The organism is Paenibacillus sp. oral taxon 786 str. D14 (genome assembly GCF_000159955.1).
In the GTDB taxonomy this organism is placed as follows: domain Bacteria; phylum Bacillota; class Bacilli; order Paenibacillales; family Paenibacillaceae; genus Fontibacillus; species Fontibacillus phoenicis.
Genome location: NZ_GG695970.1, coordinates 146,381 through 158,614, shown reverse-complemented (window position 1 = coordinate 158,614; position 12,234 = coordinate 146,381). Strand labels below are relative to the sequence as shown.

Annotated in this window: 10 protein-coding genes and 2 pseudogenes; 2 read left to right on the top strand and 10 right to left on the bottom strand. The window is 50.0% G+C overall.

Annotated features, from left to right (window positions below; all coding sequences use genetic code 11):
- Positions 1–13: 13 nt before the first annotated feature.
- The 3 genes from POTG_RS00735 to POTG_RS00725 form a co-directional block, all read right to left on the bottom strand.
- Complete coding sequence (locus POTG_RS00735; RefSeq protein ID WP_009222872.1) at positions 14–1,555, bottom strand: extracellular solute-binding protein; 1,542 nt, start codon at positions 1,553–1,555, stop codon at positions 14–16.
- Positions 1,556–1,662: 107 nt separating this feature from the next.
- Positions 1,663–2,577, bottom strand: a complete 915-nt coding sequence (locus POTG_RS00730) for a carbohydrate ABC transporter permease (protein ID WP_009222871.1) — start codon at positions 2,575–2,577, stop codon at positions 1,663–1,665.
- Positions 2,578–2,595: 18 nt separating this feature from the next.
- Positions 2,596–3,573, bottom strand: a complete 978-nt coding sequence (locus POTG_RS00725) for an ABC transporter permease (RefSeq protein WP_009222870.1) — start codon at positions 3,571–3,573, stop codon at positions 2,596–2,598.
- A gap of 334 nt (positions 3,574–3,907) precedes the next feature.
- Here POTG_RS00725 and POTG_RS00720 point away from each other — a divergent pair, with 334 nt between their 5' ends.
- Positions 3,908–4,237, top strand: a complete 330-nt coding sequence (locus tag POTG_RS00720; protein ID WP_009222869.1) for a hypothetical protein — start codon at positions 3,908–3,910, stop codon at positions 4,235–4,237.
- Between the two features lie 846 nt (positions 4,238–5,083).
- Here the strand turns inward: POTG_RS00720 and POTG_RS25190 are convergent.
- The 5 genes and pseudogenes from POTG_RS25190 to POTG_RS00700 all read right to left on the bottom strand — a co-directional run bounded on the left by POTG_RS25190 (position 5,084) and on the right by POTG_RS00700 (position 10,727).
- Positions 5,084–5,359, bottom strand: a complete 276-nt coding sequence (locus POTG_RS25190; RefSeq protein WP_332306482.1) for a helix-turn-helix transcriptional regulator — start codon at positions 5,357–5,359, stop codon at positions 5,084–5,086.
- Positions 5,356–6,678 carry a response regulator gene (locus POTG_RS00715; RefSeq protein WP_009222868.1) on the bottom strand — a complete coding sequence of 441 codons (1,323 nt, stop codon included), beginning with the start codon at positions 6,676–6,678 and terminating at the stop codon, positions 5,356–5,358. Before POTG_RS00715 ends, POTG_RS25190 begins: the two co-directional genes overlap by 4 nt.
- Positions 6,623–8,428, bottom strand: a complete 1,806-nt coding sequence (locus POTG_RS00710; RefSeq protein ID WP_036643897.1) for a cache domain-containing sensor histidine kinase — start codon at positions 8,426–8,428, stop codon at positions 6,623–6,625. Before POTG_RS00710 ends, POTG_RS00715 begins: the two co-directional genes overlap by 56 nt.
- Before the next feature lie 11 nt (positions 8,429–8,439).
- Positions 8,440–10,044, bottom strand: a complete 1,605-nt coding sequence (locus POTG_RS00705) for an extracellular solute-binding protein (RefSeq protein ID WP_009222866.1) — start codon at positions 10,042–10,044, stop codon at positions 8,440–8,442.
- Positions 10,045–10,088: 44 nt separating this feature from the next.
- Positions 10,089–10,727: pseudogene (locus POTG_RS00700) on the bottom strand (MSMEG_1061 family FMN-dependent PPOX-type flavoprotein).
- Positions 10,728–10,905: 178 nt separating this feature from the next.
- On the opposite strand from POTG_RS00700, the gene POTG_RS00695 reads away from it, so the two are divergent.
- Complete coding sequence (locus POTG_RS00695) at positions 10,906–11,367, top strand: AraC family transcriptional regulator (protein WP_009222864.1); 462 nt, start codon at positions 10,906–10,908, stop codon at positions 11,365–11,367.
- 22 nt (positions 11,368–11,389) lie between these two features.
- Here the strand turns inward: POTG_RS00695 and POTG_RS25280 are convergent.
- Positions 11,390–11,624 (bottom strand): annotated as a pseudogene (locus tag POTG_RS25280) (DinB family protein); the annotation flags it as partial.
- 35 nt (positions 11,625–11,659) lie between these two features.
- Entirely contained in the window at positions 11,660–12,100 is a 441-nt protein-coding gene (locus tag POTG_RS00685) for a VOC family protein (RefSeq protein WP_009222862.1), read from the bottom strand.
- Between the last annotated feature and the right edge of the window lie 134 nt (positions 12,101–12,234).

The window sequence follows — 12,234 nt, the reverse complement described above, 5'->3', positions numbered from 1 at the left end:
ATCCGAGGATGGCTTATTTCGTTGACTGGAACCATTCGTTCGCCGCAGCAACCATGTCGGCTCCGCCTTCCGCTCTCCATTGCGCCAGGAATTGGTCGTATTGCTCAATCGGCTTCGCACCGGAAATAAACTGCAGCACATTATCATCTAGCATGGTCGTCAGCTTCAGCAGATTTTTGGACACGGCTTCAATTGGCGGCGCGGTAGACATCGGGTCTACGACAACCAGACCTTCCGCATTTTTCTGGAACGCTTCAAAATGTGCCTGAAGCACCGGATCCTTCCGCACGCGGGCTTGCCAGTAGATCGGATATTTCTCTTCGTCCACGCCAGTCAGGAAGTTGCTCGCATTGTTTAACTGTTCATTAAAGATCGGGAGAATTGGATAATATTTGTCGTCCTTCACTTCATAGTGAACCCCTTCTTGACCCAGCGCGATGCCTTTGAATGTCTCAGGCTCCAGCTTCGCATTCAGGAATTCCATGGCCGCTTCTTTATTTTTGGAGGATTTCAAAATGCCGATGTACCAGGTCACATTTGCTTTTGCGCCAACGACGGCTTTCCCGTCCGGTCCTTTCAGATAAGGAATGATCGACGTCTTGGCCTCAGGGAAGTTCTTCTGCAACGCCGCGATCGCAGATCCCGCATTCCACCAGGCCAGCTTATACATCGCTGCTTTGCCGCCAGAAAACTTCTCAATCGATTCTTGAGCGGTATTGAGCGGCGTTTCGGTGTCCAGTAATCCTTCTTTATACAGCTTGTTCATGAAGGTAATGTATTCTTTCATCTCCGGCTGCTCCGCCCGGTGAACCAGCTTGCCGTCGACTTCCTTCCAATCGGTAAGCACGCCAAAAGTAGCCGCAATGTCGCCGTAGATGGAGTCCTTGCTCAGCGTCAGCGGGATGACATTTTTCTTCTCCTTGATCGTCTTAAGTACCGTATAGAGTTCATCGCGGTTCGTTGGGATGGACAAGCCCAGCTCATCCAGCCAATCCTGGCGAACGACCAGCTCTTCACCGATGCTCACACCCGCTCCCGTTTCGGGAATCCCGTAGATCTTGCCGTCGATCGTAGCACTGGCGAAGGACTCCGGCTTGATCGACTGCTTAATATAGTTGCCATGGGCCTCCAGCAGTTCATCCATCGGTTCGAGTGCCCCCGCCGAAGCCAGATTGTAGAATTGGGCGGCATTCAGCTTGGCGATGTCGTAATTTTCTTTGCTGGATACCATCAAGTTCAGCTTCTCATCAGCGTTCTCCGCCGGCAGCAATTCATATTCCACATGAAACCCGGTGCGTTCTTCGATGTATTTTGCGACGTATTCGGTCTTCGGATCAAACAGCCCGTATTGCATGATCATCCGCAAATCTGGTTTGTCCGTGCTTCCCCCGCTGTTACTGCCTTCTGTTGTTGATGTGTTGGTGTTTCCTCCCGATGGTTCAGTCGCAGCAGGCTCTGACGTTCCGCCTCCTCCGCCGCCGCAACCGGACAACACTAGGGCAAAGCCAAGGATGGCGGTAAGTACCGCTGACGTTTTTTTCATCTTTAAATTCATATATACCCTCCTTCAAATCGGTTGTTTTTGGGTTTCTACTGGGGTTCTACTGCAAGCGGAGCTCATCACCTCCCTTCAGGTGTTAGCCTTAATCGAGCCATGTTGCTTCAACCTTTTACTGAACCCACCAGCACGCCTTTTACGAAGTATTTTTGCAAGAAAGGATATACGAGCAGAATCGGAATGGTCGCCAGCAAGATGGAGGAAGCTTGGATCGACTGCGGGGTGGTGTTAATCGCTGCATCGATGTTATCCTTCAGGAAATCCCCGCTGGAGGAAACGAGCAGCTCCTTCAAATACAGCTGCATCGGCTTAATGGCCGGGTCACTGATGTAAATCATGGCCGTGAAATAGTCGTTCCAGAACGCTACGGCAAAAAACAAACCAATCGTCGCCAGCACCGGCAGCGACAAGGGGAGCATGACCGACATGAGGATTCGGATATTCCCCGCCCCGTCCAGTTTAGCCGATTCTTCCAATTCTTCCGGGAGGCCTTCAAAGTAGTTTTTTATGATCAGCATGTTGTAGACGTTTACCATCGCCGGGAGGAACAAGACCGGGAAGGAGTTGACCAGGTTCAGGTTCTGCATCAGCAGATAGGTGGGAATTAACCCGCCGCTGAACAACATGGTAAAAACGAAAATCAACAAGATCCCTTTTCGTCCACGCAGCCGTACTTTAGACAAGGGATAAGCCGTGAGCGTCGTCAGAAACAAACTGCATGCCGTTCCGATCACCGTCAGGGCGATGGATACCTTCAGCGAATTGAGGAACATGGAGTCTTGAAGCACATAGTGATATGTCTCAAATTGCAGTCCTACCGGAAGCAACCCCACCCTTCCTGAGATTACGGCGCTTTCGCTGCTCAAGGACTTGGCAAGCAAATTGACGAACGGAAGCAATGTTGTCAGCCCTAGCAGAATAAAGAAGACGTAATTGAAAACGGTAAAGCATTTTTCGGAAAACGAGGTTTTGATCACTCCGCGCGGCTGCAATCCTTCCAAGGCTTGTTTATGATCCATGTATGAGCTCCCCCTTTCCTACCAAATCCCGCGCTGCAGATATTTGCGGCTGGCTGCGTTCCCTGCAATGACCAGCGTGAAGGAGATCACTGCCTCAAACAGCCCTACCGCCGTGGAAAAGCTGTAATCCTGACTGCCCAGCCCTCGGCGGTACACATACGTGCCGATGACATCTGACACCTGATAGACCACAGGATTGTACATCACCAAGATCTGTTCCGTTCCGGCTTCCAGCACGCTGCCGAGCCGCAGGATAAACATCAGGATGATGACCGGCGCGATCCCCGGCAAAGTAATATGCCACAGCTGCTTCCATCTCCCAGCTCCATCCATCCTTGCCGCTTCATAGAGCATGGGATCGATGGTGGTGAACGCCGCCAGGTAGACGATCGTACTCCAGCCGGTTTCCTTCCAGCCCGCCGAAGTGATCAGGACGCTGCGAAACACGCTGTTGTCCAGAAAGAACGCGATCGGCTCCATCCCCATCGCGGTGAGCGCTTTGTTAACGATCCCGCCGTTTGTTGATAGTAAATCCATAAACAATCCGCCAACGATAACCCAAGACAGGAAATGAGGCAGATAGATCACGGTTTGCACCGTCCGTTTGAAGATCATATTCCGCATCTCATTGAGCATCAGCGCAACCACGATCGGTAACGGAAACAAAATAACGATCTTCAGAAAACTGATGATGACCGTATTTCTAAACACTTGGGCAAAGTCCGGCGACGTAAACAGCCGCTCGAAATGCTTCCACCCCACCCAAGGGCTGTCCGCAAATCCAGTGAAAATATTAAAATCCTTGAAGGCAATCGTAATTCCGTACATTGGCGTATACTTAAACAGCAAAATAAACAAAATGCCTGGCACAAGCATGAGATAGAGATCCCATTCCTTCCGGATGTCGAGTCCCAACCGCCTCCAATAGCTTCGTTTCACTTGAGGTGTTTTTTGGGATTGAGCTGATTCTGCCACGGTTCTGGTCTTTAATTGCATCCGCTTGCCCCCTTTCGCACTTCATAGTCCCATCGCTCATCTGTGACCATCTTGTGAACATATTGTAAAATCCGACCGGCGGGCTGAGTAGGAGAGTTCAATTACTATTTGTGGTAAAATGATGGCTTCTGAGTCTTTCATGGGCAAAAAAAAAGAAGCCTTGCGGCTTCCATTAGTGTGGAGCATATATTTAATTTCACGGTTTGGCCTAGGTTATACATAATAGCCTCGTAAAGAAAATCTAGTATTTGATTCGCTCATCGGATTTGTAAGTGAAAGCAGTAAAAGTCAGTAACTCGAATTCCGAAAGAATATTATGAATAAGGGGACCTGTATGAACGATTTTTCGCAACATAATAAACCAATCGTAGTGACTTTATGTGGTTCAACAAAGTTCAAAAAACAATTCCGTGAGGCAGAAGCTAATTTGACCCTAAAAGGCAGAATTGTACTTAGTCTTGGTTTTTTCGAGCAAAGCGATAATATCGAAGTAACCGAAGAACAAGTTAAACTCTTTGAATATCTTCACTATCACAAAATCGATATGTCAGACGAAATCTTCGTGATCAATGTCAATGGATACATTGGTGAAAGCACAAGAAGAGAAATTGATTATGCTACCCAACAGGGCAAAGAAGTAATCTATCTTGAGCCAATTACATAAAGTAAACCTATGAACTTCAAAATCTGAATCGGTCTACTTAGGGTGAATTATTATCTATGACGTAACGTAAGAGTTAAGCACACTTGTCAGCTGTTTCTGCCCAGCGTCGGCATGCTCCGTGCGTGTTCATGTCTCGCTAACGCTTGCCCTGGTGCTTATTTCGGGAAAATCGGGGGAGTTCAGATTCTAACGCTTGCCAGAGAGCTTATTCACGGAAAAACCTCCCCTGTTCCGCCGAAAATCGGGAAATAAGCTTTCTGATCAGCGTTAGATTTCAAACCACGCCGTAAATCCCCAAATAGCGTTGCTCACAAGCGTTAGAACTGAAACTGCGGTTGCAGACCTGAAATACAGCTGTTTCGGTAAGCTCGCTCCGTGCTCATTTCCTACCCAGGTCCGACACAGCCAGCTGCTCGGTAGGCTCTCTCCGTGCTCATTTCTCTCTAACGCTTGCCACGGCGCTTATTTCGCGAAAATCGGGGGGTTTTAGATTCTAACGCTTGCCAGAGAGCTTATTCACGGAAAAACCGCCCCTGTTCCGCCGAAAATCGGGAAATAAGCTTTCTGATCAGCGTTAGATTTCAAACCACGTCGAAAAGACCCAAATAGCGTTGCTCACAAGCGTTAGAACTGAACTACTGTCGCGAACCCGAAACACCCAGCACCTAACCACCAGCACCACACCACATTTACGTACCCAACAGCAGCTCCACGCACCTAGTCGGTACCCAACATCCTGCCACCGCCCTTGCATCAGACTTCTAACAACTGGTACCCAGCACCACACATCCCCCGCCCCAAGCCAGGCACAGCCCGGAGTCGGGCCAAGCCGAAGCTTAACCTAAACTAACCCTTACACTCCCCGGGGTTTACTCCCCAGTACCTGCGGAACACCTTGGTGAAGTAACTGACATCCCGGTAACCCACTGAACGCGCGGCATCATAGACCTTGTGCCCTTCCTGCAGCAGCGCCTTGGCTCGCTCCATTTTGCGCTCGAGGACGTAATCTGAAAAGGCTACTCCCATCTCCTGCTTGAACAGCCGGCTGAGGTAAGAGGAGTTGATATATATGCGATCCGCTACCATGTGCAGTGTCAGTTCCTGATCCATTTCCTCGTTCACCAGACAAGGACCTCCTTCACCACCTGGTGGCTGCTCGCTTTCCGCTGCTCCTTCACGTAGGCTATGATGCGTTGCACGATTCTCGTCAGCAGCGCCCAAGTTTGCGTTTGGGTGCTCAGCAGACTCACATTCTGGATATACTTCGCCTCGTCGCCAAGCACCTGCTTGGTCGTCCACCCCCGCTTTTGAATCATCCGGGCAAACAAGCCAAGCACAAAAAGCACCGCCTCGTGAAAATCGTCCGAGGACGCCATTCTCGAAACCAGCGCATCCCATATCCCCTGCAAAGCTGTCATCGCCTTGGACTCATCTGCGGTCTCCAGCCCGATCTCCAGCTCCTTCTCCAGATGGGGCTCGATCGCAAAAGGCCGAACGGTCTCCCCGGCGGTTTCACGATATGGGATCACTAAGTCATGCCCGTACACAACTCGCTCCTGCAGGGCATGACAAGCCTGCCGGTACAAGGATGACAGGTCCTCCAACGGACCAACCGCCGCACTAAGGCCCGCACTGGCAGTCCGTTGCAGCACTTCCTTGGTTCGCGAGAGCAGCTGGGACAAGTCCGCATTCATGCGCAGCAACGCTTCGCTCGCATCGGCCTCGGGGCCAATCACGTAGACCATCATCAGATTCATGTCTGAGTTGGCGGCGATCCACCAATCCGGTGGAGTTAGCAGCTCCTTGGCCAGCAGCTGGAGTGTAAACTTCTGAATTTCCGTCGTCTCTTCCTCCTTCGGGGAAGGGTCCAGTTCCACCGCCGCAACCGCAATCCGATCCTCCCGATGCAGCGGAACGTGCAGTTCATGGCTTTTCGCCAGAATTTCCTCCCGTCCCATCTTGCCGCCCGCCCACTGAAGGAAGAACAGATTTTGCAAATGCGGCAGGTTGGACCACCACTGCTTCTCCAAAGCGGCCTGCCGCCGCCACTCTTCGAGATCCTGTTGCAGCTGGCGTCTGGCATCCAAGACCGCTTCCAAGATCTCCGCCTCGCCTGCCGGCTTCAGTAAATACCGTGAAACCCCATGCTTAAGCGCAATCTGGGCAAATTCAAAATTGTCGTGTCCGCTTAAAATAATGATTTTCATCAACCGGTTGAGTATGCCCCGACCTTTAAGCTCCCGCAATAACTCCAATCCGTCCATGCCCGGCATTTGCACGTCGATCAGCATGAGATCCGGCTTCTTGCGCTCCATGAGCCTAAGCGCATCCAAACCGTTTGCTGCGGTACCAATCATGTCGATCCCGTGCGACTCCCACATGATATTATAGGCTAGCGCTTGCCGCAGCCGGGGCTCGTCCTCCACGATCATCAGATTCATCCTGTCCCTCCTTTAATGGAATCGATAACGTAACGGTTGTTCCTTCCCCCGGAGCGCTTTGTACGGTCAGCCGTGCCTCCGGTCCGTAGTACAGCTTCATCCGGCTCAGCACATTCCGCAGGCCAAATAAATCTTTCACCTGCTCTTCATCCTGTGAATAGGCCACGATCTTGCGGAGATCCATCCGGTCAAGCTCCTGTTGAATGTAGTGAAGCCGTTCTTCCTCAATCCCCGGCCCATTGTCCTCCACGCGGATGTGAAGCGTATGCTCCTGTTCCACCCAACTGGAGATAACTAAATAACCGCCCACTTCCTTTCCCTCCATCCCATGGATGATGGCATTCTCCACAATCGGCTGCAGCAGCAGCTTGAGCAGCGGAATCCGCTTGCTTTGCTCCGAAATCCGGTATTCCACTTGGAAGTTATCCATGAAGCGAAGCTGCTGAATCCGTAAATAATAGTTCAAGTGAGCGATGCTCTCCTCGACCGTAAACTCCTGCCGTCCTTTGTTCAGGCTCAGCCGGAAAAAGCTGGAGAGATTCATTACCATCTCACTGATTTCCTCCGCATCGTAATTCTTAGCCATCCAGTAAATCGAATCCAGCGTGTTATATAAAAAATGCGGGTTGATCTGCGACTGCAGAAACCGGAGTTCGGTTGTTTTCAGCCGCAGTTGCTGCTCGTAATGGTCCTCGATTAAATGCTTCTGTACCAGGGCCATGCGATTAAAAGATTGAATCAAAAAACCGAATTCATCCTTCCGGTTCGTGCGGACATGTGCGTTAAGCTCGCCGTTACTTAAGCGCCTCATCCCCTTGGCCAATTTCAGTACGGGGGAGGCAATTCCGCTATAAACCACCCAGGAAACGATCAGTGCCAGAATTAAGCTCAGCCCAATAATTGAAAAAGTAAACAGCCGCAGTTGATCCGTCTCCCGGTACAGCTCGCTTTTTGGCTGAACCAATGTCAGCTGCCAGAGCGAATAGGAGGAATCGATGGTGACGGTCATATCCTGATCCGGCAGATGCATCGCCGAAGGCTTGCCCGCTTCCAGCAGCACTTCCCCCCGTTCATTCGACAGGACGATCCGGCTGTTTTCGGAAGGCAGCAGCGTTTTAATAATGTTTAATAATTTGTTCTTGCTGAACGACACGACCAATAAATTGGCTTGCCGATTGCTGTTATACAAATCCATCGCCCTTAGCAGCGAGATACTGTCGGAGTTCGTTAATTGCCCAAAGGTCACTTCATCCGTCACGGCATAATCGGCCTTAACGTAAGAAATCCCTGTCCCGTTGCGGCGGGCAGTTTCCACAAACCATTCCTTCTGCGCGTCCCCGGCCAGTTGCTTGCCTCCGTAATGGGTGGAGATCAGCATCCCCGAGGCGGGATGATAGACGGAAATTTGTGAGATATACCGGTTCACTGAGACCGAATTCGACAACTGTTCCAAAATGGAAGAGAACGCCAAGATGGATTGCGGCGAAAAGTCGCTGCCGCTTTCGTTCAACAACGCATTCATCGCAGGATCGCCGGCGATCAGCGTTGAAATCTCCTCGACGTTCTGAAACACCAGATCAAAATGATTCATCGCCGAGGAAAGAGCCGTTTCGGTCCGCTGTACCGCCTGGTTGTAGAGAATATCCCGTGATCGTTCCACCGCAAACAAACTGATCAAGACCAGCGGGAGCAAAATGAGGATAAAATATCCGGTCAGCCTGAATTGAATATGGTGTGAAAACCGGTTCATGATCCATCGAATCACCGTTCTCCCCCTTCCAAGCCCAGAGAATGGCCCATTCTTCTGCTCTCGCTCTCGTACCAACGATTCACTTCTTTCGTAATTTCACTTCCTCCTGCCGCCTTCCACTGCTCAACATACCGGTCGAACGCATCCAGCGGTTCGATGCCTAAAATAATTTTGACAAATACGTCCCCCAATCGATTTAGATTTTCGTTGTATTTTCCCATGGCTGGGGTCGGAATTCCGTAAAACGCGTTCGGCATAATATTGCGGTGGATGGTCTGGATATTGTTATACAGGTTAAAATCCCCCAGAGAATCCAGCCGCTGCTTAAACAACGTCTCATCGGGAACGTCCACCAAGGACTGATAGATCCCGCGGTACAGACTCTCGTCATGCAGAGCGAAGTCCGTCACAATCCGATCCCCTTCCCGCCGCCAAATTTCATTCTCAAAGCCAAGCTTCAACGTTTTATAATCGCTGGCGATAAAGTCCAGCAGTTGAATGACCTCAGCCGCATGCGGCGAACTGGCAGGGATCACGTTGTATCCACGGATGACATCGATCCCGTATACCCCTTTGTCCCCCTTTGGTCCTGTCGGATATTCTAAGGGAATCCAGCGGGCGTTCGGGTCGCGTTTCATATTGGCCGCAATCGGGCCGCGTGTATCGTACCAGGTTGCGGAGAACAGCCCCACCTTCCCGTACTCGATCTTCTCAGACAGGTTCGTCTGAAGGTTTAACGGAAACTCCCGTTCCAGCAATCCTTCTTGATACAACCGGGCTAGAAAGCCAAGCGCTTCCTTCGTTTCCGGCAGGATATTGCCATATACTAACCGTCCGTCCCGTTCAAACCAGGTATCCAGCTGCGTTCCGAAGGCGCCAAAAAACGGTGAGGACCGTCCAAGGTTGGCCGTGAACGTCAAACCCACGGTATCCTGCAGACCGTTGCCGTCCGGGTCGTCCTGAGCAAAGGCACGAATCACCTCGTAATACTCATCCAGCGAGTTCGGCGGATCCAGGCCCAGCCGGTCCAACCAATCTTTTCGCGCGTACATCAATTCGATGCCCGTCACTTCATTTAAGCTGGGAACGGCATAAATTTTGCCGCCGTATTTCACTCTGTCCCATACTTCAGAGGGGATTTTCGCTTTCAGGTGGGGGCCGTACTGATCAATAAGATCATCCAACGGCAGGAGCGCCCCTTGCTTGACATAATTGTCGAACCATACAGGCTCATAGGCGTGCAGCATGTCGGGGAGATTCCCCGAGGACATGATGACATCCAATTTCTCATCATAGACCTCGGTGGGGGGCGTATTGACCTGGACGTCCAGGCCGGTTTGCTCTTCGATATAGTTCAAATAGCGGTTATCGTTCTCGTCCATGCCTTCGGGGAAGGTCATGCCGAGGTTGGAGATGACGATGCTAACCACAGGACGATCCCGCCCATCGCCAGACGGAGAGGGGCTTTCAGAAAGATCGGTGAATCTACACCCCGTTACACTAATGGACAGCACAATGGATAAAGGAAGCAAGCAAGCGGCCCAACGGCAGGGACGGATTCGTGATCTTGTTGTTTTCGATTTCCCTTTCCATGTATCGGTCTGATTCATCGACATGTCATTACCGCTCCCTTCATCTGGTTCGTGAAAGCATGACTTGATCAATACAACCGGTTCTTATAGCTGTCCTGCAACGATTGTTCAATTTCCTGTTGCGATTTGCCCAGCTTCTTCGTATGTTCAGCCAGAATCGCTGCCGGGTTTGGCAAAGCATCCTTCAATAACCACGTGTTTGTCTCCCATACCTGCGATCTCATGAATGCTTTGGCACAATGGATGTAACATTCCTCGACCTGCACGCCAATTCCAAGTAACGGCACCTTGTTTTTGGCTTTCATTCGCTCCATCAGCTTCGGATCCTTGACGATGCATGCATGCACGTCCATTAATGCGCAACGTTTCTTTCAACCCGGGGATGACAAAGATCAGCCCAATCTGCGGGTTTTCCAAAATATTGTCCAAAGAGTCAAACCGTTTGTACCCGGCCGTTCAGGAATGACCAAATGCTGGTCGTCCAAGACCAATACGAAGCCAGCCTCATCCCCTCGCGGAGAAACATCGCAATTGCCCGCAGCATCACTCGTCGCCATAAATAGCAAGGAAGATTTCGAAATAAAATCGCGGATAGGTTGATCGATGCGCTGGACCGCTTTGTGGTTTACCACTTCACTGGGGTACCCGCATAGCACATGGATTTCCTGCTTAGAGCGGACGGTATCTTGAAATATCATTGGATTCATAGGTGTCCTCCCTGTTCTGTAATCCCTGGGCTTGTTTTCTCTTAACGAAATTATACACACCGGGATGCGGAGAAATTGTCGAAAGTTGAAAATTAAAATTTTTGGAGGTAAATCATTTTAGTTCATGTTAGATTCGGGAGGAAGTGATAATTCCTAAATTTTTAAGGAGGGAAATACCTTGGAATTCAAAGTCGAAAAGCTACCCCGGTATCGCTTCGCTTATGTACGTCAGGTGGGTCCGTATGGTCCCGGTAACATTCAAGCGATGGAGAGAATGAAACGTTGGGGTGCGGAGAGGAACTTGCTCAATCATTCTGCCATCCTACTTGGTATCCCTTGGGATAACCCGGAGACCACGCCACCGAAGAACTGCCGTTATGATGCTTGTCTTGTCATTTCGCAGGATGAACCTCTAGATGATGATACTGTCCACATCGGCGAGATTTCCGGAGGAGACTACTTGGTGTGTACGATTAAGCACACGGCTCAGGCCATGCAGCAAGCATGGGCCGAGCTGATGCCCACGCTTCAAGCCAAGGGCTATCAAATCGACGATCGGCCGATTTTGGAGAGATACACTGGGGAAATGCTGCTGAAGGAGTTTTGTGAAATTTGCGTGCCGATTACAAGTTTGAATTAAGGTAGATCCAAACTCAACCCGATCATGAATGTTGGTCGGGTTGAGGAAATAATCCCCTGCCAATGAGATTGGCTGATCGGCTTCTTTCCCATTTCGCGTGCCCAAACGGATAATTAACCGATATGGTGAATCTCATGGGCGATCACATGCCGCATCACTTCGCCGTATGTATGGGCCTCTCGTTCCCCATCATCCGTGATGTCGATCATCACGCGGTCTTCCAGCTGCTCGTTCCATTCATATACAAATGGGGTAACCTACCTCCACTTGATCCGCTTGGCTCCTGGCAAATTTACATTAAAAAATCATCTTTGTATTCATCTACTGGATCCCATATGGACCAAGCCCCTTCTAGAAGATTCCCCTCATTGTCTCGAAAATAAAAATACTTGGCTTCACCATTTCCCAGCGTCATCAAATCTCCTACATCCACGCCCTTGCTTCGCAGATTCTCATGGGTATATTCGATATCGGGACAATAGATCGACATGATAGGAAATGGTTTCCCGTTCCGAAGAATTTCAAGGCGGTTTGGATTCTCCGTCTCGATCAACAGTAATGCAATCGAATGTTTATGCGGATGATGCAACACGGCTAAAAGAGATCCGCGATCCTCGAATTTGTTCATCAATCTAAAGTCCAGATGATCTTTGTACCACTGAATGGATTCATCGATATGTGATGTTGGTACGTACACATTGCCAATACGAGAAAATTTAAAGTTATGACTCATTCATAACACTCTCCTAAAAAAATGATCTTCCTTATATTTCTACGAAAAATGTAACCTTCCCTTCTATATCTGCCACTCCCTCATCTTCACAGATGGGACAAGTTTTCTTTTTACGGTCGATTAAAGGAAGTGAT

Excerpts from the sequence above, each read along its gene's own strand:
- POTG_RS00735 (WP_009222872.1), bottom strand. The coding sequence starts at position 1,555 with ATGAATTTAAAGATGAAAAAAACGTCAGCGGTACTTACCGCCATCCTT.
- POTG_RS00730 (WP_009222871.1), bottom strand. The coding sequence starts at position 2,577 with ATGGATCATAAACAAGCCTTGGAAGGATTGCAGCCGCGCGGAGTGATC.
- POTG_RS00725 (WP_009222870.1), bottom strand. The coding sequence starts at position 3,573 with ATGCAATTAAAGACCAGAACCGTGGCAGAATCAGCTCAATCCCAAAAA.
- POTG_RS00720 (WP_009222869.1), top strand. The coding sequence starts at position 3,908 with ATGAACGATTTTTCGCAACATAATAAACCAATCGTAGTGACTTTATGT.
- POTG_RS00715 (WP_009222868.1), bottom strand. The coding sequence starts at position 6,678 with ATGAATCTGATGATCGTGGAGGACGAGCCCCGGCTGCGGCAAGCGCTA.
- POTG_RS00710 (WP_036643897.1), bottom strand. The coding sequence starts at position 8,428 with ATGAACCGGTTTTCACACCATATTCAATTCAGGCTGACCGGATATTTT.
- POTG_RS00705 (WP_009222866.1), bottom strand. The coding sequence starts at position 10,044 with ATGTCGATGAATCAGACCGATACATGGAAAGGGAAATCGAAAACAACA.
- POTG_RS00685 (WP_009222862.1), bottom strand. The coding sequence starts at position 12,100 with ATGAGTCATAACTTTAAATTTTCTCGTATTGGCAATGTGTACGTACCA.